Below are 20897 nucleotides of genomic sequence, written 5' to 3'. Positions count from 1 at the left end.
AAGTCCTCCCCGAAATATGCTGTTTGTAGTCATTCTACAGTTAGATTATCTTATAACTAGCCTATTTTAGGGAAGAGTTTTTTAAAATTATCACGAAGAATTTTTACTCCTCAGAGCTGAATATCTGATGCATACATGTTTTAAAAGTTAACAAAAATATTCCGCTTTCATCTTGAATATTTTATAAGACATGATAAAATGGGAATAAGTTATACGTACAAGTATGATGGGGTTTGATTGAAAAGCTTCAAAGCCCTTCCGTACATAATATGATGGCTAATAGGCTGAAAATAACTTTCATGTAAGGGTGATGAGATTGGCAAAATATTCGATTGGTGTAGATTATGGAACCCAATCTGGCCGGGCAGTTCTTGTAGAGATTGGCTCTGGTCGTGAGATTGCGACTTCTGTTAAAGAATATACCCATGGAGTAATGGATGAGTTTTTGCCTGGGAAAAAGAAAAAGCTTGAAGAAGATTGGGCCCTGCAACATCCCAATGATTATTTAGAAGTGCTACAAGTAACGATTCCGGCCGTGTTAACGGAAGCAAATGTTTCGGCCGAAGATGTCATTGGGATCGGCATTGATTTTACGGCTTGTACGGTTCTTCCGGTGAAAAAGGATGGGACTCCTTTATGTATGCTAGCGGAATATGAAGATCATCCTCATAGTTATGTGAAACTATGGAAACACCATGCTGCCCAAGATGAAGCAAATCGTTTAAATGAAATTGCGGAAGAACGTGGAGAGGACTTTCTACCACGATATGGCGGGAAGATTTCTTCGGAATGGATGATTCCGAAGATCTGGCAAATTTTAAATGAAGCACCTGAAATTTATGAGGCTGCCGATCAGATTGTCGAGGCTACCGATTGGGTCATTTCGCAATTAACAGGGGAAATGAAAAGAAATAGTTGTACAGCCGGATATAAAGCAATTTGGCATAAGCAGAAAGGCTATCCTTCTAAAGAATTTTTTAAAGCATTAGACCCAAGACTAGAAAATGTTGTGGAAGAGAAATTGTCCAAGGAGATTTATTCTATTGGCTCAAAGGCTGGAGATGTCACGGCTGAAGCGGCCGCCTTAACAGGATTAAAGCAAGGAACGGCTGTTGCTATCGCTAATGTCGATGCGCATGTTTCCATACCCGCTGTTGGGATTACGGAACCTGGAAAATTGTTGATGATTATGGGAACTTCCACTTGTCATATTTTACTAGGGGAAGAAGAAAAGATTGTACCTGGTATGTGCGGGGTTGTGGAAGATGGTGTGTTACCAGGATTAATGGGATATGAAGCAGGTCAATCCTGTGTTGGTGACCATTTTGAATGGTTTACCGAAAATTGTGTTCCGGCAGCATATGAGGAAGAAGCGAAACAAAGAGGAATCAATATTCATCAGTTACTCACTGAGAAAGCTAGTAAACTACGAACAGGTGAAAGTGGTTTGCTTGCATTAGATTGGTGGAATGGGAATCGCTCGACACTTGTGGATGTTGATTTAACAGGAGTATTACTCGGGGCGACTCTATTAACAAAACCAGAGGAAATTTATCGCGCCCTAATTGAGGCTACAGCTTATGGGACTCGGATCATTGTGGAAGCGTTTCGTAATAGCGGTGTTCCCGTGAATGAAATTTATGCATGTGGTGGGATTGCGGAGAAAAATGCCTTAATGATGCAAATTTATGCCGATGTCTTAAATACAGAAATCAAAATTTCCGCTTCTTCCCAAACGCCTGCCCTAGGATCAGCAATGTTTGGAGCGGTAGCTGCTGGAAAGGACCGTGGTGGTTATGATAATATCACTGCTGCCGCTAAGGAAATGGGAAGAGTGAAGGATGAAACATTTAAACCCAATCGTGATAGTGTAAAAATCTATGAACAGCTTTATTCAGAATATGAAACTTTATATAACTATTTTGGTCGTGGTGAAAATGATGTGATGAAACGACTCAAAAGTATTAAAAAGCGAAGTCTCTAAGTGAATGGAGAGGAAAATATGCTTGAAACATTGAAACAAGAAGTATTAGAAGCAAATGTACAATTACCAGAATATGGCCTTGTTACTTTTACATGGGGAAATGTAAGTGGAATTGACCGTGAAAAAGGACTGGTTGTCATTAAACCGAGTGGGGTTGCTTATTCCGAATTGAAAGCGGAAGATCTAGTCGTACTTGATTTAGAAGGGAATATCGTGGAAGGGGATTTGCGCCCTTCCTCTGATACGCCTACCCATCTAGCACTCTATCAAGCTTTTAAAGAAATTGGTGGTGTTGTCCATACCCACTCACCCTGGGCGACAAGTTGGGCTCAAGCAAAGAGGCCGATTCCTGCCCTTGGAACGACACACGCGGACTATTATTATGGAGAAATTCCTGTCACTCGTCCATTGTCCCAACAAGAGATTGAACAAGCCTATGAGCTTGAAACGGGAAATGTGATTATTGAAACGTTTAAAAACTTGAAATTAGATCCAAAAGCGATGCCAGGTGTATTAGTAGGCGGACATGCTCCATTTAACTGGGGAAAAGATGCTCATGAAGCCGTTCATAACGCTGTTGTACTCGAAGAAGTCGCCAAAATGGCGCTTCATACATTCCAACTGAACCCAAATGTTGAGCCGCTAGACCAATACTTATTAGATAAACATTACTTACGCAAACATGGTCCAAGTGCTTATTATGGGCAAAAATAATAGAGCGAGCCTCGAATTTTGTCGAATAATATTTGATGTTGAATATCCAAACGAGAGAGGGTTTTTTTATGTTAAAAACAAGGGATTATGAATTTTGGTTTGTAACAGGTAGTCAAAATCTATATGGTGAGGATGTTGTGAGGCAAGTGGAAGAGCATTCTCGAAAAATGGTTGCTGGCCTTGATGAGGATCAAGCTGTCACCTATAAATTAGTATTTAAATCGGTTCTGAAGGAAGCAGATTCCATTCGCAGATTGTTCCTTGAAGCGAATGCCGATGAAAATTGCGCTGGGGTCGTCACCTGGATGCATACTTTTTCACCGTCCAAAATGTGGATTGCCGGTTTAAATGCGCTGAAAAAACCGTTATTGCATCTGCACACGCAATTCAATCAAGATATCCCTTGGGACAGCATTGATATGGATTTCATGAACTTGAATCAATCTGCCCATGGTGACCGTGAATTCGGTTTTATCGGTAGTCGGATGAATATTAAGCGAAAAGTTGTTGTTGGACATTGGGAAAGTGCGGAAGTACGCGCGCGAATCGGTAGTTGGATGCGCACGGCTGTCGCTGTTTCAGAAAGTCAATCGTTAAAGGTTGCTCGTTTCGGTGATAATATGCGCCAAGTAGCTGTGACAGAGGGGGATAAGGTAGAAGCACAAATCAAACTTGGCTGGACGGTTGATGGGTATGGAGTTGGTGACCTAGTTGAAAGAATCGATGCTGTGACGGAACAAGATATTAATCAACTGATGGATGAATATTCGGAAAAATATACGATTGTTCCAGAGGGACTTCAAGATGGTGCGGTTCGAGATTCTATCCGTTATCAAGCCAAATTGGAATTAGCACTGAAGGCCTTTTTAGAAGAGGGAGGCTATACCGCTTTCTCCAATACATTTGAAGACTTGCATGGCATGCGTCAACTTCCTGGCCTTGCCACGCAACGCTTGATGGAGCAGGGGTATGGTTATGGTGGTGAAGGAGATTGGAAAACGGCTGCCCTTGTTCGCCTGATGAAAATCATAGCGGACGGAAAAGATACATCTTTTATGGAAGATTATACGTATCATTTTGAGCCTGGCAATGAAATGGTCCTTGGTGCTCATATGCTTGAAGTTTGTCCAACCATCGCTGAAGCGAAACCAACGATTGAGGTTCATCCACTAGGTATCGGTGGTAAAGAAGATCCAGCAAGACTCGTATTTAATGGACATGAAGGGGCTGCTTTAAATGCTTCCATTATTGACCTGGGCCATCGTTTCCGCCTAGTGATCAATGAGGTAGATGCAGTGAAAATTGAAGAAGACATGCCAAAACTGCCTGTGGCTCGAGTGCTTTGGAAACTCCAACCTTCTATGACGCAAGGGGCCGAAAATTGGATTATGGCTGGAGGGGCCCACCATTCCTGCTTCTCTTATCGTGTCACAAGTGAACAATTAAAGGATTTTGCCGATTTATTAGGAATTGAATCCGTCTTAATTAATAAGGATACGAAAACACCTGCCTTTGAAAATGAATTGCGTTTGAACGAGCTTTTTTATAGACAATAGGGTGGAAGGGGAATAAGCACATGAAAAACCAAGTCGTCATTCATACAGATATTGAAAAAACAAAAATCAATAAAAATATATATGGTCATTTTGCGGAACATTTGGGCCGTGGCATTTATGAAGGAATCTGGGTTGGAGAGGACTCTCCAATTCCAAACACCAATGGAATCCGAAATGACGTGCTCGAAGCGTTGAAGAATATCCATATTCCCGTATTACGTTGGCCAGGTGGTTGTTTTGCCGATGAATATCATTGGAAAGATGGGATTGGCCCACGGGAAAATCGAAAGAAAATGGTGAATACCCACTGGGGCGGTGTCGTGGAAAATAACCATTTTGGTACCCATGAGTTTATGATGCTTTGTGAGATGCTTGGGGCAGAACCTTATATTTGTGGGAATGTTGGAAGTGGAACTGTTCAAGAAATGTCTGAATGGGTTGAGTACATGACCTTTGATGGGGAATCCCCGATGGCCAATTGGCGAAAAGAAAATGGGCAATCTGAACCATGGAAGCTAAAATATTTTGGGGTCGGAAATGAAAACTGGGGCTGTGGAGGAAACATGCGCCCTGAATATTATGCGGATCTCTATCGCCGTTATCAAACCTATGTCCGTAATTATGGTGATAACAAGATCTACAGAATTGCTGGTGGAGCCAATGTAGATGATTATCGTTGGACAGAAGTATTAATGAAAAATGCCCATTGGTTGATGGATGGGTTAAGCCTTCATTATTACACAATCCCAGGAGAGTGGGATGGGAAAGGTGCAGCAACAGATTTTCCTGAAGATGAATGGTTCACGACTTTAAAAAAAGCTCTCCATATGGATACGCTGATTACAAGACATAGTGCGATTATGGATCAATATGATCCTGAGAAAAGAATTGGCATGATCATTGATGAGTGGGGGACATGGTTTGATCCAGAGCCGGGTACAAATCCAGGATTTCTTTATCAACAAAATTCGATCCGCGATGCACTTGTGGCTGGGCTGCATTTTAATATTTTCCATAAACATGCCGATCGTGTGCAAATGACAAATATTGCGCAAACAGTTAATGTGCTGCAAGCGATGATTTTGACTGAGGGAGAAAAAATGCTTCTCACTCCAACCTATCATGTGTTTGATATGTTTAAAGTTCATCATGATGCTTCCTTATTGCAAGTAGACGGCCAATTTGATCAATATCAATTTGGAAAAGAATCTTTACCACAAGTAAGTGTTTCCGCATCAAAAGATAAGGATGGAAAAATTCATATCAGTCTATGTAATCTTGATCATAAAAATGAAGCAGAGCTTAACCTTAAACTGCGCGGTTTAGATTTATCCGCTAGTCAGGTAAGTGGGAAAATTTTAACTGCAGATGAGATGGATGCCCATAATACCTTTGACCAACCTGAAAACGTAAAACCGGTTGCATGGACAGATGTGAAAAGTGAAGGACAAACATTATCCGCTAAACTCCCTGCCATGTCTGTAGCGATTTTAACAGTGGAATAAGGTGAGATGGTGAAAACATTTTGTAAAAGTTGCACCGAAAGTGTGATTGTGCCTGATGATATTTTGGAGGATATGTTGCTGGATGCCGAAAAAAGAGGCGTGCAAATGGTCTCTACGGAACGTTATGAGGCAAGATTGAACCAATGTCAAAATTGCCCATCTCTCCAATATGGGACAACCTGCATGCATAATGGAGCACTTATTCGATATAAGGCCAAAATGTTAGATGGTACATGTCCATGCCCCACAGGGTCTAAATGGATAGGAGCATAACGAGGTTATGTTTTAAAGGCGTGCAGGCACGCCTTTAAAACAGTTCTATCCGAGCGTAATTAGTTAAAGAGAGGAAGAGAAGCAATGAGTGCCAAAAAAGCAAAGATGATTGTAGAAAAAGACTTCAAAGTCTCAGACGTTGATAAGCGAATTTATGGATCATTTGTTGAGCATCTGGGACGAGCTGTCTACGGCGGTATTTATGAACCGGACCATCCGACAGCCAATGAACAAGGTTTTCGTCAAGATGTGATTGAACTTGTAAAGGAATTAGATGTGCCGCTTGTTCGTTATCCCGGTGGAAACTTTGTTTCTGGTTACAATTGGGAAGATGGTGTGGGTCCAAAAAAAGATCGTCCACGCCGCTTGGAGCTTGCCTGGAGAACGATTGAGACGAATGAAATCGGCACAAATGAATTCATGGATTGGGCCAAGCTTGTCAATGCGGAGGTCAATATGGCGGTGAATCTTGGTACAAGAGGACCCGACGCAGCAAGAAACCTTGTGGAATATTGCAACCATCCTTCTGGTACATATTACAGTGATTTGCGCCGCTCTCATGGTTATCAGGATCCCCATAATATTAAAACATGGTGTTTAGGGAATGAAATGGATGGGCCGTGGCAAATGGGCCAGAAAACAGCGGTAGAATATGGCCGTATCGCAAATGAAGCAGGAAAAGTGATGAAGCTTGTTGATCCATCGATTGAACTTGTTGCTTGTGGAAGTTCCAACCGGTCAATGCCAACCTTTGCTGATTGGGAAGCAACTGTACTAGATCTTTCCTATAATCAAGTAGACTTTATTTCCCTACATCAATATTATGGAAATCGGGATAATGATGTTGCCAACTATTTAGCGAAAACGTTAGAAATGGAAGACTTTATCCAGTCCGTCATTTCAATTGCTGATTATATTAAAGCGAAAAAACGCAGTAAAAAGGCAATCAATCTTTCTTTTGATGAATGGAATGTTTGGTATCATTCCAATGAGGCTGATCAGAAAATTGAGCCTTGGTCGATTGCGCCACCTCAATTGGAGGATATTTATAATTTTGAAGACGCACTATTAGTTGGTTCTATGCTTATTACCCTATTAAAGCATGCAGATCGCGTTAAAATTGCTTGTATGGCCCAGTTGGTCAATGTCATCGCTCCGATTATGACGGAAAATGGCGGCACAGCGTGGAAACAAACAATCTTCTATCCTTATATGCATGCTTCTAAATATGGAAGAGGAACAGTCTTAAATCCGATTGTCTCAAGTCCAAAATATGACAGTAAAGATTTTACAGATGTCCCTGTATTAGATACAACCGCTGTCTATAATGAGGAACAAGAGGAACTAACGATCTTTGCGGTGAATCGTGATCTCGAAGATCGTTTACAGCTTGATTGTGATATTCGTAATTTTGCAGAATATAAGATTGTGGAGCATATTGTACTTGAAAATGATGATTTAAAACAAACAAATTCTGCGACAAAACAAGCGGTTGTTCCGCATACAAATGGAAATGCTAGTTTGGAAAATGGTCTAATTACTGCTTCATTACCAAAGTTATCTTGGAACGTCATTCGTTTGAAAAAACAAAATTAGTAGGGGAGGGGGGAAGCCTCTCCTTATTTCTCATGATGTCCATGAAATAGAATAACTAATTTATATGTAAAAGGGATGACATCAATGGATACAGAAAAAGTGATAGAACTCGTAAAAAATGCCGATGAAAATTGCTCTTGCCCACATCAACATCATCATATTCCGATTGAGGAAATTATCGTTGGATCGGACGCATATGATCAGTTGTCCCATTTTCTGTCGCAGAAGAGTTATAAAAAGGTCTTGGTTATTGCGGATAAAAATACGTACGCTGCGGCGGGAAAAAATGTGGTTACTCGTTTGGAGAAATTAAGAGTTCATTATGAGGTTTGTCTCATTGAACCGAATGAAATTGGGGATGTTGTCGCAGATGAACAGGCATTAGTCCAAGCTTTATTAGAGATTAGTGATGAAATTGAATGTCTGCTAGCAGTTGGATCAGGCACGATCCATGATATTACAAGATTTTGCGGTGCGAAGACAGGGAAACCATTTATTTCGATCCCAACAGCAGCTTCTGTCGATGGCTTTACTTCACTTGGCGCTCCCCTCATTATTAAAGGGGTAAAGAAAACATTCCCAACCGCTTCTCCGATCGCTCTTTTTGCTGATATTGGTGTTTTAGCTTCAGCGCCCAAAGTAATGACAGCCGCAGGTGTTGGCGATATGATGGCTAAATTTACGTCTTTAGCTGATTGGAAATTCGGTCATCTAACTCATGAAGAACCGTATTGTCCACTTGCAGCGGAGATCACTAGAACAGCCCTAGAGGATTGCATGGCGCAAGTGGAACAGATTGCTAGAGGAGAGGAAGATGGGCTAAGGATTTTAATGAACGCTCTTATTCAATCCGGATTAGCGATGTTAATGTTCGGACAGTCTCACCCAGCCTCTGGCGGTGAACACCATTTATCTCATTACTGGGAGATGGAATTCTTACAGCAAAAAAGACGACAAGTTTTACACGGAGCGAAAGTGGGCGTCAGTACAATTTTACTCTTATCCCTTTACCCAAAATGGTTTAAGGAAGGAAAACTGCATCCGAAAGATTTACAGAATCAGGCAGAAATAATAGAAATTATTCAATCCGTTCCAAATCCGGCAAACTTAATACGGATATTGGAACAATTGGGTGGGCCAACAACCCCAGAACAACTGGGAATTGAGCCAGAACTTGTGGCCAGAAGTTTAAGGGAAGCCTACCAGTTAAGAGATCGTTTTACGATATTAAAAAGCTTTAATACTCAGGGCTAATGTTAGTTTTTCCTAGTTGAACTAATCTTGGAATTAAAAAACGGAGCCCAGTAGAAAAGGCGGCATTTACGTTCGTTAAGTTAACCTGTTAACTTAACGAACATCCATTTCTTTTTTCTTTTGGAAGATTAGCAAATTTTAAAAAAATGATTGACATATGTAATATAAATAAGTAAGATAATCATATAAATGGAAACCCTTACAACATTATGAAACTGATTTCATTATGAATTGGCTAACCTGGTTGCTTTCTTTTTTGTCAGCTGTTCTAGCTTTGCAAGGGGAGAAAAACTCGGAAAAGGTATTTGCTATTCATTTTTTGAAACCGATTTCACATTATGGGAGGAGGTGTAAGAATACGAAGTCGCTGGATTTAGGCAAAGGTTTGTAAATTTATAAATGGGGGTTTGTTCGTAATGAAATTAGTATTCAGCGTTCGCACTTCACTGTTTATTTTCCTATTGCTTAGTAGTACGGTTATTTTTACTGGATGTACATCTGAAACAAAGACTGATTCACCGGCTAGCGGTGAACCAGAGCCAATCACATTAAAGATACAATTTGGGGAAGATGAGAATTTTATCAACGCATTTATCAAGCCAGCGGAAGAGGAATTTCCTTATATTACCTTTGAACTTGTTGAAGGGGATTTACAAGAATTGATTGCGGCAGGGAATACTCCGGATATTTTGTGGTTTTGGGATCAAGGTTGGCTTGAATATGCAGGTGAGCTCGAAATGACGTATGATATGACTGAATTAATCGATCAAACTGGCTTTGATATTTCCCGTTTTAACCCCAATCATTTGAAGGAATGGCAAGCGGTTTCGGGAGGGGAAATGTGGGTTCTCCCTATGAGTACCGACCGTTTTGCGCTCATGTATAATAAAGATATCTTTGACCAATTTGGTGTTGAGTATCCTAAAGATGGAATGACTTGGGAGGAAGTGATTTCCCTGGCAGAACAAGTAACCGGAGAAAGAAATGGCAACGAGTATCAAGGATTATATATGCCGAAGTCCGGGGCTCCTATTTCTTGGACAGCAGGGAATCTAGTTGATCCAGAAACGGATGAACCATTATGGCCAAATAATGAAACGGTTAGAAATTACTTTGAATTGTATAAGGAAGCTTACTCCATACCAGGAAACCCGTTTATTCCTGAACATTGGGAAGAAGGTGGTTGGCCGGAATTATTTGCACAAGGAAAATTAGCAATGGCTCCACATTGGTTCATGCATCCAGGTGAGGAGGCAAATGTTAACTGGGATATTGCAACCTATCCAGAACCAGAAAATGGTGTTCCTGCCGGCGGCTGGGCAATGGGGATTAGCTCTACTAGTGAGTATAAGGAAGAAGTCATGAAGGTTTTTGACTTTTGGTATTCAGATGAGCAGCTAATGAATAACACCTTTATAGGTGGCCCCCTCTCCGTACCGTACGCCCATCTTTATGATGATGGTACAGCAGTAGAAAAAGCTTTAGAATTAGATCTGGATCTTTGGGAGGACCGGAATATGGAAGCACTTTTCTCCCTTCCAGTAGCAGAACCGCTTGAGGAAAAATCCAAATATCAAAATGATGACAAGGTTTATGATGCTCTATATGAATATATTAAGGATGATCAGATGGATTTAAATACCCTTATGAGGGAAAAATACGAAGAAGAATTAACCCGAATTGAAGAAGAAAAGGCCCAGAAATAGTTTGCAATTTAAAGGATTAATAGAAAAAGGGATCAAAAACGCTGATCCCTTTTTATCATCGGTAAGTTAATGTCCATCATAATTCATGAAGTTTGAATGCATAACGCAGGATATATTGACACCTCTTTTTTTTGTTCTCTAGTTGGGTCAAATAAACCTTCGTTTCTACGCCATCATGATTAAAAAATGCGTCTTCTCGGATTATTGGTGTGTCGCTATTTTGGTCAAAATCTAAGATTAATTCACTCTCGTTCCCTCGCCAAACAATTCGGTTTTCCACTATCATTGGTTCAAAAAGACTGACGAAATTTTCAGTTACGCTTGCCTGTTCAGCAGAATTAAATTGTAGAACATCGTCCAGCAGTACGCATTTTTCCTGCTCATTCACAATCCATTTACGATGAAAAGATTTTAATCCCTTCACTTCTGGGTATGTTTTCGCCAACTCGAGTGAAAATTCACTAGTAAGTTCATCCATTACCTTAAAGTGAACATTTTGTGCTTGAAATTCACCTTCTTTTTGCTCCTTTCCCTGAATCAATGGTAAAGAATGACCAAGAGCCCGATTGGGTAAAAATGTATAGCGTTTGTTGCCAAAATAATCTCTCGTATACTCTCCTGCTCCTAGGTCTGTTAATAATAGATCTAGGCCATCCCCAATGATAAAGTGACCAATGTCATTGTGATTATGGCTTTCATTATTCGCTCCACCTTTGGCCGAAAAAATGAAACGACTTTCTAAATCTCGTATCACCAACCATTCAAAATCAGGAAAATAATGTCTACTTGCTTTCACAGCCTCTGTCACGCTAGCATCCGTCGTCCACATTAAATTACGGTACATCGGCGCCCAACGATAACAATGATCGGAGTCAAGTGAGGTCGCTTCTGCTACTGGTGGAATGGCTACATCAAACGTCTTTTGGCAGTAACAAAGCAAGCCACTTGGCAGTTCTGAATGGTTACTAGTATCAGAATAGGGAACATAGCGATTCTCACCAATCATAGAATAAAATGGAAATTCAGCAATGCTCTTAATCTTTTGATCACGAATATATCGATCATCGTGATAGAGTCTGGTATATTTTTCGGCAAAATAGCAGTAATAACCAAAGCCATAAGCCCAATAATCGACTCCCTCTACACATACACCGTCCTCCTTAAATCCCTCAAGATAATGATCGAACGATATTTGGAGACGGTTCAAAATCTGTTTTTGTCTTTCTGAGTGCAGGGGCAAAATGGATAAAGCGGCCAACCCAATGCTTCCGGCGATGACCGAACTCCAGTTATTTCTTAAACGTTCCCAATGCCAATCTTTTTCCTCGAATGGTATGAAAATGCGAATATCTATTTCTTCATAAATACGTTGTTTAATAAAATCTGAGAGTTGAGCACCAATCAATTCAACAATCTCTGCAAGTGCTTGGGCTGTTTCTGCTGCAAATAAGTCAATAATCGTTTTGCTTTCTTTACTGAAGCTATGGTCCATGAGCGGAATATGTGCTGGTAAGGCCCAAGAGTATTCATTACAGATTTGGAACATCACTTCTTCCAAAAGTGGAATACTCTCATCATTATTTCGGATCAAAACATCTAAAGCTAACACATTTAATTGTTTTCTTCGCGCAAAATATTGATGTTCAAAAGGTAAGCGATCACCCGTTTTAAGATAGGTTTGGTAGCCTTTCAAGCCAATCGGTTCAACTCGATTTTTCAAACTATAATTGGCCGCCTCTTCCAATATATCATTTGTTAGTTTTTTGGTAGGTGGATGCTGGAACATGTTTAGTCCTCCTTTAATTTTTCAGGATAAAAGTTCATGTTTTTAGGATTTTCTGTTTAGGACGAAGAAAGTATGTATAATAGTAATCATGGTGCACAGTTATTATAACGCAAAAGAACGAAAAGGGTTTCATGAAAATTCACAAGCAAGGAATGGAGGAAAGCGATGAAAAAGGAAAATATAACAATCTATGACATTGCTAGGGAGGCGAACGTTTCTCCAGCAACGGTTTCCCGAGTTTTAACTGGAAATGCGAAAGTGCGTCCGCAAACCATGCAAAAAATAGTTTCTGTGATTGAAAAACATAATTTTAGACCGAACAGTTTAGCGAGAAGTTTATTACATAAACAATCTAAAACGATTGGATTCATCTTACCTGACATCAACCATCCTTTTTTTTCAACATTTGTCTTAAATAGTGAGGCACATGCTCTGGAATTAGGCTATACATCATTCTTATGCAATACGCTGAATAATTCCAAGAATGAATCCAAATATTTACAAAGTTTGGTAGAAAAGCAAGTAGATGGCATTATTTATCTGGGCGGTAGAATTAATGACAGTAACACGGGTGAACAGTATGCAGATGAAATGAAAAAGGTCATGGAGAGAATCCCTGTTGTGTTTGTAAATGGGCAATTGGCTGGAGTAGATGCTCACATTGTCAAGACAGACGAGGAAGCTGGGGTTGATCACCTTGTGGAGCTTTTGGTCAATCTCAATCATAAGAAAATTGGATTTCTTGGTGGAAAAGAAGGGATTACTTCAACAGATGTAAAAAGAAATGCTTTTATAAAAGCGATAAATCGAAAAGGATTAGAGGTCAACAATCATTGGATTTTAGGTTCTGGATTTTCTATTGAATCAGGAGAAGAAGTCGCTTCACGGTTGCTCAATTTAAAAGAGAGGCCTACGGCGGTTTTATGTGTCAATGACTTTGTCGCCATTGGAGTCATAAAAGTTCTTACTAAATTTGGGTTAAAAGTTCCAGATGATATTTCTGTAGTAGGGTTTGATGATATTTATTTGGCAAAGCATTTTCCACCGGGCATCACAACCATCAGTCAAAACTATGAACAATTAGGCAGAACAGCAGTGGACATATTAGTAGATTTAATGAAAGAGAAGAATCCTAAAAAGGAAACCGTTGTTTCAACAGCACTTGTTTTAAGAGATTCTTGTAAGGCTCTTGCTGAATAAAATAGAATTGGTCCGAACTCTTGCCTAATTGGTCGAAACTCTTGAGTAAATGGTCGAAACAACGGGATAAATGGTCGAAACTCTTGCCTAAATGGTCGAAACAACGGAATAAATGGTCGAAACAATAGAGCAAGGTAAAAGCAGGTAGAATTGGCATTAAAGAAATTAGGATTCATATAGTGAGATGAAGGAGTAAAACGATTGGAAAGAGACGTATTTACCATATGGGAATATTTCACCATTTTATATTTACTTTCCTCGCTGGCGATAATATGATAAGGGGTAATGAAGCGTTTTCGCTAGAAAGAATGAAATAGAAAAAAATAATGCCCGCTTCCTTCTATTTTTATTCACGATACAAGGTAAACATATACAGATTAAGCAGGAACATTTTTGCAAATTTGAAACTCATTTCATGGTTTTGTTAAATACTAGCATCATAGAATAAATGGTAAGTATTAATTCATTAGGATTGGTGATTCGTATGAATACAAAGAATGATAATCGAAAATTTTGGCTAAATACAATGATTACGATTGCAACCCCTGTTTTAGAAGCTTTGGAACAAAGGCGTTTAAAAGAGTTGATGCCGGTGGAATCCAAAGATGGTTCTAATCGAACACCTTATGCTCATTTGGAAGCAATGGCAAGATTGCTAGTGGGTATGGCCCCTTGGTTGGAGAAACCATGTGAGGATGAAGAGGAAGAAAAGCTGCGGGTCCGCTTTTGCTCTTTGGCTAGAGAAGCAATCGACGCAGGTACTGCACCAGATTCCCCAGATTTTATGAATTTTAAAGATGGTGGACAACCGATCGTTGATACGGCTTTTCTTGCCCATGCCATATTAAGGTCGCCCAATGAACTATGGGATCAACTTGAGGAAAGGGTTAAGCATAATGTCATTTCTGCCTTTAAATCAACAAGGACAAGTAAACCTGTGTTCTCAAATTGGCTCTTGTTTTCAGCAATAATTGAGGCTGTACTATACAAAGTTGGAGAAAAAGATTGGGATCCAATGCGGATTGATTTTGCCATTAAGCAATTCGATCAATGGTATTTAGGCGATGGCGTGTATAGTGATGGCCCAGATTTTCACTTCGATTATTATAATAGTTTTGTGATTCATCCGATGTTGGTCGATCTGATGGAAACAGTAAGCCAAGAGTATCCGGATTGGAGTCATAGAAAAGAAATTATTATTAAAAGATCGCAGAGATTTGCAGCGGTTCAAGAGCGTCTCATTTCACCTGAAGGAACCTTTCCTCCCATTGGCCGCTCACTTGCTTATCGATTTGGTGCTTTTCAAACGCTTGCGCAACATGCTCTTCGAGGGGATTTGCCAGATGGGGTAACACCAGCACAAGTTCGTTCGGGGTTAACGGCTGTGATCCAGAAAACAATCGAGTCATCGGGTACCTTCTTAGAAGGGGGATGGTTATCAATAGGTTTTAGCGGTCATCAACCAGATATAGGGGAGCACTATATTTCAACAGGGAGTCTTTACTTATGTTCGGCTGTTTTTCTTCCATTAGGACTCGCACAGACAGATCCATTTTGGTCAGATCCATGGGAGGCATGGACAGCCAAGAAAGCGTGGGAAGGTGCGGAATTTACGATTGATCATGCCATTGACGATTAGGTATTGAAAACTGGAAGCTCATTCTCCATCATCCCTTCAATACCTCTGAATCCCGAGCAAAGATTTATGAAATAGAAGAAACAGACGATCGTTTTAACGAGAAATGATTAATAGATCCAGCCTATCCAATGTTTAGCTATATATCAAGTCATGATAAATGTTTGTAGTATGATATTGTTTGCATGCAGTAATACAGATGAAAAAGTCGACACTTCTCATTTATATCAATTTTAAATATATAAATGATGAAAAACTAGAAGGAATATAAAATAGAAATGGGCATCAAAAGGTTTGATGCCTATTTCTTATGCAAATGAAACTAAATTGATTACCGCTCGTCTTTTTTCTTTTTTAATATTCTAGGTATGTTTTATTTAATTTTGTCAACATCTGTTTCGCCAAATTGGTATTTTGATTTGATTGTGGTCGTGTTATTTGCAGCATAAAATTTAATTAGGAAACAAATATCTTTTTATAAAGGGGAGAAAAAAGATGGCCCAGAATAAAGGTATACGTGTAAGAGTACAATCTTTTGGCAGCTTCTTAAGTAGCATGATTTTGCCTAACATCGGTGCATTTATTGCTTGGGGGATTATTACCGCTTTATTTATTGAAGATGGATGGTGGCCAAATGCAAACTTGGCTACACTCGTCGATCCAATGATTACTTATTTACTGCCATTATTGATTGGATTTACCGGGGGTCGACTTGTTCACGGGTTTCGTGGAGGAGTTGTAGGGGCTACGGCAACAATGGGGGTCATTGTTGGGGCAGATATTACAATGTTTCTTGGCGCGATGATTTTGGGTCCCCTTGCAGGTTATTTGATGAAGAAAATCGACCAATTGTTTCAAGATAAAATTCGTTCCGGATTTGAAATGCTCTATAATAATTTCTCAGCTGGAATTCTTGGAGCAATCTTGGCTTGTCTCGCTGCATGGCGCATTGGTCCCGTTGTCGGTGGCTTAAATCACCTATTGGCTTCTGGGGTAGAAGCAATCATTAATGCCGGATTACTGCCTTTAGCAAACATTATTATTGAACCAGCAAAAATACTATTCTTAAATAATGCGATCAACCATGGTATTTTGAGTCCGCTGGGCGTTGAGCAATCGACATCAATAGGAAAATCCATTCTGTTTCTAGTTGAGGCGAATCCGGGTCCAGGACTTGGTATTTTATTGGCATTTGCGATTTTTGGAAAAGGAATGTCAAAAAGCTCTGCACCGGGAGCCGCGATTATCCATTTTATTGGTGGTATTCATGAAATTTACTTCCCTTACGTATTAATGAAACCAACATTAATCCTTGCTGCAATCGGTGGGGGCATAAGTGGTGTCTTCACTTTGAACTTATTCAACGCAGGATTAAAAGCTCCTGCATCTCCAGGAAGTATTATTGCAGTACTTGCGATGACGCCTAAAGGAAGTTATCTAGGTGTGATTGCCGGTGTAATTGTTGCAACTGTTGTATCATTTGTAATTGCTTCTCTTATTCTTAAGGGAAGTAAGAATAATGAGGAAGGGGATCTATCTACTGCAACTGGCAAAATGGAGCAAATGAAAGGCAAAAAGAGTTCAGTTGCTGATGCTCTAAACAAAGCTAGCGAAAATGCAAATGATACAAAAGAAGAAAAACTGGGTAATTTAAGAGATAATCATGAGATCAATAAGATTATTTTTGCTTGTGATGCTGGAATGGGTTCAAGCGCGATGGGAGCCTCTTTATTAAGAAATAAATTTAAACAAGCAGGTATTGATGTCTCTGTAACAAACAAAGCCATTAATGAAATTCCCGGTGATGCAGATATTGTGATCACACATCAAGATTTGACTGATCGTGCGAAGCAAAAATTACCAACAGCAGAACATATCTCAGTGGAAAATTTCTTGAACAGCCCTAAATATGATGAACTTGTTGATCGGTTGAAATAATTTGACTGAAGGTGAGTGAATGCATGTTTCAGCCCGAGAACGAAAAATACTTGAACACTTGCTAGACACCCAGAAAAATACGACTGTAAAAGAAATAGCTGAAATGCTGAATGTCAGTGAAAGAACTGCACATCGTGATCTAAAAAATATCGAAGCATTGGTTGCTGATTTTGAATTGAAATTAGTGAGAAAAACAGGCGTAGGTATTCAATTAATAGGACAATTACAGGCAAAACAACGCTTGAAAATGGAATTAATGAATATGAGCACAACAGAATTTTCACCAGATGAACGAAGGGCTATCATTTTATCCACGCTACTAGAAGCAAATGGTCCGGTAAAACTTTACGCATTAGCGAATGAAATGAATGTAACGATTGCCACGGTTAGCAACGATTTAGATCAAATGGACGCAGAACTTCAATCCAACAAGCTGGCAATCGTTCGCAAGCGAGGGTATGGGGTTGAAATCTCTGGAGATGAGGCGGCAAAGCGTTCTGCCATTACCAATATGATTGCAACCTTTCTCAACCCTTTTGATTATATTGCACTGGTGAAAGAAAATATCCAACAGAAAGCAGTGCAGCCGTTAAATGCGATTTCCAATCGGCTGCTCGGTTTAATCAATCCCAAAAAGCTACAGACAATTGAAAAACTGGTACAGCAAGCAAAAACGCAATTGCCACATGATTTAGCAGATAGTGCTTATATTGGGTTGATTGTCCACTTGGCTTTGGCAATTGAACGTTTGCAAAAAGGGGATACAATTACATTTGATCAGCCTTATCTGCATCAGCTGGAAGATACAAAAGAATTTGATATTGCGAGCGGGATGATTCGAGAACTGGAAGAATCCTTTGCCATAAATATTCCTGATGATGAAATTGGTTATATCACGATGCACTTATTAGGTGCAAAGCTTAGAAATGGAAAAGACTATTTGTTGGAGGATCCAAGTATTGATGTCGCTTTTAAAGCAAAATCATTGATTCGCTTTGTCAGCAACTATATCGATTTGGATCTCACTCATAATAATCAATTGTTAAATGATCTTGTGGCTCATTTAAAGCCGACAATGTTTCGTTTGGCAAAAGGAATGAATATTAAGAATCCCATGACAGTGGAGATCAAGCAAGATTATGATGATCTATTTCATTTAATTGCCGATGGTGTAAAAAAGGTCTTTCCTGATTTGAATTTTCCTGATGATGAGGTTGCGTATTTAGTGCTTCATTTTGCGGCTGTTATTCTATACGGTGAAAATAAAGCCGGATTGAAAGTGCTTGTTTTATGCTCGACTGGCATAGGTTCGGCAAAGATATTGGCTACAAGGCTGAAGCAATATATACCGGAAATTAAACAAGTAGACAATAAATCAATGCTCGAGATCGAGAAAACAGATACAGATCATTATGATTTGATTTTATCAACGATCCCGTTAAAAGACTTTGATCGCAACAAATATATTTTGGTTTCACCAATGCTTAATAAGGAAGAAGTTCATCGTGTAAAAAAGGCCATTCGTAAATATAAGGTGACCATTCCGTATGAAAAAACGCTTGATAGGACATTCGCTACGACTAAAAAAAATTATTCACGTGAATTAAAAGGGATGGAACGGTCACTACAGGCAATTTTAAATGTACTTGATTATTTCACGATCATCAAAATAACAAATAGACAATCTGTTCCATCTATTTTGAAATTGGCTTGTCTACAGTTAGAAAAGGATGGAAGGATCACAGCCCCAGATGCTGTCTTGAAAGAACTGCTGAAAAGAGAAAAGGTTGGAGGCTTGGGCATTCCAGAGACATCGATGGCGCTTTATCATATGCGATCAAACGATATAAGGAAACCGACCTTTCTTATTTGTGATTTGGAAAATCCATTGGATATTAAAGGCATGGATGGGAAAAGGCTGGAAATGAACCGACTAATGATCATGCTAGCTCCACAAGATACAAACCATGAAACATTGGAGGCAATCAGCTTTTTAAGTAGTGCCATCATTCAAAGCAAAGGTAGCATTAAGCTATTTGAATCTGGTGAAATCGAGGAAATCAGAGACTTCCTTTCTGAACAGTTTTATCGTTTTATGCAAAATGATTAAAGGAGTGCATGTAAAATGGCAAAAGAAATTTTGGGCAAAGACAATATTGAATTGAACGTGACATTAAACAGCAAAGAAGAGGCCATCCGTTTTGCAGGCGGTATCCTAGTTAAAAACGGCTATGTTGATGCATCCTACATTGAAAAAATGCTGGAAAGGGAAAAAGTAACCTCCACCTATATGGGTAATTATGTAGCGATTCCTCATGGTACAGAAGACGCCAAGGGGTCTGTACATGAAACGGGTATCTCCGTTGTAACAGTACCAAATGGGGTTGATTTCAATGGGAATCTAGTAAAAATATTGATCGGTATCGCGGGTAAAGGGGACGAACATTTGGAGGTTCTTTCCAAAATTGCCATCGTGCTCAGCGAGGAAGAAAGTATTGATACCATTGTCCACGCAGATTCCAAAGCAGAAATTATTCGCATTTTTGATGAGGTGAATTAACATGCAAGCAGTCCATTTTGGCGCAGGGAATATTGGTCGGGGATTTATTGGTGCATTACTAAATCTAGCAAATTACCATACTACTTTTATAGATGTGAATGATGCTATCATTGAGGAATTAAATCAAAAACAGAAATACAAAGTCGTGCTCGCAGATGAGCAGCAGGAAACAATGATCGTGGAAAATGTTTCCGGCATTAACAGTGTAAAAAAACCAGAAGCTGTCATAGATGCGATTGTTAAAGCAGACATCATTACAACTGCAGTCGGGCCTAATATTCTGACCGTCATTTCTGAATTGATTGCAAAAGGCCTGCGCAAGCGGTTAGAAATGAATCCTCAGCCAGTGAACATTATTGCATGTGAAAACATGATTGGCGGTAGTTCACAATTACAGGAGAAGGTTTATAGACACCTATCGGCTGATGAACAAGCGGCATTTTCTAGTTATTTTGCTTTCCCTAATGCAGCTGTAGACCGGATTGTGCCAAACCAAGCAAATGAAGAGATGCTTACGGTTTCGGTTGAACCCTATTTTGAATGGGTGGTTGAACAATCCGCAATGAAGGGAGAAGTACCCCATATTCCTGGTATCACCTATGTCAATGAACTAGCACCTTATATTGAACGAAAGCTGTTTACGGTGAACACAGGTCATACGGTGCCAGCTTATATCGGCCGCTACATGGGATATGAGACAATAAGTGAGGCAATGAAGGATGAAAAAGTACAAGCGATCATTCATGGTGCGCTGCAAGAATCAGGGGAAGCATTAATCCAAACCTATCACTTTGACAGAAACAAGCATCAGGCATATATTGAAAAGATTATTACGCGATTTAAAAACCCATATATTTCCGATGAGGTTACAAGAGTCGGGCGGGGGCCGATTCGTAAGCTTGGCTTTCACGATCGCCTCATTCGTCCAGCAAAGCTGTATATGGAAGTAACTGGCAAACAACCAAAATATCTTAGCCAAGTGATTGCTGCGGTATTAAAATACGATAATCCGCTTGATGAGGAAGCAGTACAGCTGCAAAAAATGATAGCTGATGATGGATATGAAAAAACAATACAAAATGTATCCAAGCTAGAAACGAATGATAAATTAATCCCAGCTATATTAGAGGCTTTAAAACAAATAAGCGATTAATTATTCCTAAATACGCGAGAAGGCCTTATTAGGTTT

The 20897-nt window shown here is 39.6% G+C and carries 15 protein-coding genes; 14 read left to right on the top strand and 1 reads right to left on the bottom strand.

Features of this window, described 5'->3' with window-relative positions:
* Window positions 1–310: 310 nt before the first annotated feature.
* The 8 genes from araB to MUB24_RS15445 all read left to right on the top strand — a co-directional run bounded on the left by araB (window position 311) and on the right by MUB24_RS15445 (window position 10588).
* Window positions 311–1984 carry a ribulokinase gene (gene araB, locus MUB24_RS15480; RefSeq protein ID WP_244705620.1) on the top strand — a complete coding sequence of 558 codons (1674 nt, stop codon included), beginning with the start codon at window positions 311–313 and terminating at the stop codon, window positions 1982–1984.
* A gap of 18 nt (window positions 1985–2002) precedes the next feature.
* The gene (gene araD, locus MUB24_RS15475; protein WP_244705618.1) at window positions 2003–2698 is read left to right on the top strand and encodes an L-ribulose-5-phosphate 4-epimerase; all 696 of its coding nucleotides are present in this window, start codon (window positions 2003–2005) and stop codon (window positions 2696–2698) included.
* 68 nt (window positions 2699–2766) lie between these two features.
* On the top strand, window positions 2767–4254 hold the full coding sequence (gene araA, locus MUB24_RS15470; RefSeq protein ID WP_244705616.1) for an L-arabinose isomerase: 1488 nt from the start codon (window positions 2767–2769) through the stop codon (window positions 4252–4254).
* A gap of 20 nt (window positions 4255–4274) precedes the next feature.
* Complete coding sequence (locus tag MUB24_RS15465; protein ID WP_244705614.1) at window positions 4275–5759, top strand: alpha-N-arabinofuranosidase; 1485 nt, start codon at window positions 4275–4277, stop codon at window positions 5757–5759.
* Between the two features lie 6 nt (window positions 5760–5765).
* Window positions 5766–6032: a hypothetical protein gene (locus tag MUB24_RS15460; RefSeq protein ID WP_244705612.1), complete on the top strand. Its 267-nt coding sequence runs from the start codon at window positions 5766–5768 to the stop codon at window positions 6030–6032.
* Between the two features lie 84 nt (window positions 6033–6116).
* A complete protein-coding gene (arfA, locus tag MUB24_RS15455; RefSeq protein WP_244705610.1) occupies window positions 6117–7628 on the top strand; it encodes an arabinosylfuranosidase ArfA in 1512 nt (503 codons plus the stop codon).
* A gap of 84 nt (window positions 7629–7712) precedes the next feature.
* Window positions 7713–8882, top strand: coding sequence for a sn-glycerol-1-phosphate dehydrogenase (locus MUB24_RS15450; RefSeq protein ID WP_313898457.1), 1170 nt, complete (start codon window positions 7713–7715; stop codon window positions 8880–8882).
* 416 nt (window positions 8883–9298) lie between these two features.
* Window positions 9299–10588 carry an ABC transporter substrate-binding protein gene (locus MUB24_RS15445; RefSeq protein ID WP_244705606.1) on the top strand — a complete coding sequence of 430 codons (1290 nt, stop codon included), beginning with the start codon at window positions 9299–9301 and terminating at the stop codon, window positions 10586–10588.
* Between the two features lie 76 nt (window positions 10589–10664).
* On the opposite strand, the gene MUB24_RS15440 is transcribed toward MUB24_RS15445, so the two are convergent.
* Window positions 10665–12374: a heparinase II/III family protein gene (locus tag MUB24_RS15440; protein WP_244705604.1), complete on the bottom strand. Its 1710-nt coding sequence runs from the start codon at window positions 12372–12374 to the stop codon at window positions 10665–10667.
* Between the two features lie 165 nt (window positions 12375–12539).
* On the opposite strand from MUB24_RS15440, the gene MUB24_RS15435 reads away from it, so the two are divergent.
* From MUB24_RS15435 to MUB24_RS15410, 6 genes are all read left to right on the top strand, one after another.
* A complete protein-coding gene (locus tag MUB24_RS15435) occupies window positions 12540–13574 on the top strand; it encodes a LacI family DNA-binding transcriptional regulator (protein ID WP_244705602.1) in 1035 nt (344 codons plus the stop codon).
* 484 nt (window positions 13575–14058) lie between these two features.
* Entirely contained in the window at window positions 14059–15213 is a 1155-nt protein-coding gene (locus tag MUB24_RS15430) for a DUF2264 domain-containing protein (RefSeq protein WP_244705600.1), read from the top strand.
* Between the two features lie 492 nt (window positions 15214–15705).
* The gene (locus MUB24_RS15425; RefSeq protein WP_244705598.1) at window positions 15706–17148 is read left to right on the top strand and encodes a PTS mannitol transporter subunit IIBC; all 1443 of its coding nucleotides are present in this window, start codon (window positions 15706–15708) and stop codon (window positions 17146–17148) included.
* A 19-nt stretch (window positions 17149–17167) separates the two neighbouring features.
* Window positions 17168–19258, top strand: coding sequence for a BglG family transcription antiterminator (locus MUB24_RS15420; protein ID WP_244705596.1), 2091 nt, complete (start codon window positions 17168–17170; stop codon window positions 19256–19258).
* A 15-nt stretch (window positions 19259–19273) separates the two neighbouring features.
* On the top strand, window positions 19274–19708 hold the full coding sequence (locus tag MUB24_RS15415) for a PTS mannitol transporter subunit IIA (protein ID WP_244705594.1): 435 nt from the start codon (window positions 19274–19276) through the stop codon (window positions 19706–19708).
* A gap of 1 nt (window position 19709) precedes the next feature.
* Complete coding sequence (locus MUB24_RS15410) at window positions 19710–20861, top strand: mannitol-1-phosphate 5-dehydrogenase (RefSeq protein WP_244705592.1); 1152 nt, start codon at window positions 19710–19712, stop codon at window positions 20859–20861.
* Window positions 20862–20897: the final 36 nt, after the last annotated feature.

The organism is Lederbergia sp. NSJ-179, assembly GCF_022867885.1.
Classification (GTDB): domain Bacteria; phylum Bacillota; class Bacilli; order Bacillales; family Bacillaceae_C; genus Lederbergia.
The sequence above is the reverse complement of the archived record's forward strand: the minus strand, read 5'-3'. Positions and strand labels throughout refer to the sequence as shown.

Bases quoted from the DNA above. Each gene is read 5' to 3' on its own strand.
- MUB24_RS15445 (WP_244705606.1), top strand. From the start codon at position 9,299: ATGAAATTAGTATTCAGCGTTCGCACTTCACTGTTTATTTTCCTATTG.
- MUB24_RS15465 (WP_244705614.1), top strand. From the start codon at position 4,275: ATGAAAAACCAAGTCGTCATTCATACAGATATTGAAAAAACAAAAATC.
- MUB24_RS15425 (WP_244705598.1), top strand. From the start codon at position 15,706: ATGGCCCAGAATAAAGGTATACGTGTAAGAGTACAATCTTTTGGCAGC.
- MUB24_RS15440 (WP_244705604.1), bottom strand. From the start codon at position 12,374: ATGTTCCAGCATCCACCTACCAAAAAACTAACAAATGATATATTGGAA.
- MUB24_RS15415 (WP_244705594.1), top strand. From the start codon at position 19,274: ATGGCAAAAGAAATTTTGGGCAAAGACAATATTGAATTGAACGTGACA.
- MUB24_RS15410 (WP_244705592.1), top strand. From the start codon at position 19,710: ATGCAAGCAGTCCATTTTGGCGCAGGGAATATTGGTCGGGGATTTATT.
- arfA (WP_244705610.1), top strand. From the start codon at position 6,117: ATGAGTGCCAAAAAAGCAAAGATGATTGTAGAAAAAGACTTCAAAGTC.
- MUB24_RS15435 (WP_244705602.1), top strand. From the start codon at position 12,540: ATGAAAAAGGAAAATATAACAATCTATGACATTGCTAGGGAGGCGAAC.
- MUB24_RS15420 (WP_244705596.1), top strand. From the start codon at position 17,168: ATGCATGTTTCAGCCCGAGAACGAAAAATACTTGAACACTTGCTAGAC.
- MUB24_RS15450 (WP_313898457.1), top strand. From the start codon at position 7,713: ATGGATACAGAAAAAGTGATAGAACTCGTAAAAAATGCCGATGAAAAT.
- araB (WP_244705620.1), top strand. From the start codon at position 311: ATGAGATTGGCAAAATATTCGATTGGTGTAGATTATGGAACCCAATCT.
- MUB24_RS15460 (WP_244705612.1), top strand. From the start codon at position 5,766: ATGGTGAAAACATTTTGTAAAAGTTGCACCGAAAGTGTGATTGTGCCT.
- araA (WP_244705616.1), top strand. From the start codon at position 2,767: ATGTTAAAAACAAGGGATTATGAATTTTGGTTTGTAACAGGTAGTCAA.
- araD (WP_244705618.1), top strand. From the start codon at position 2,003: ATGCTTGAAACATTGAAACAAGAAGTATTAGAAGCAAATGTACAATTA.
- MUB24_RS15430 (WP_244705600.1), top strand. From the start codon at position 14,059: ATGAATACAAAGAATGATAATCGAAAATTTTGGCTAAATACAATGATT.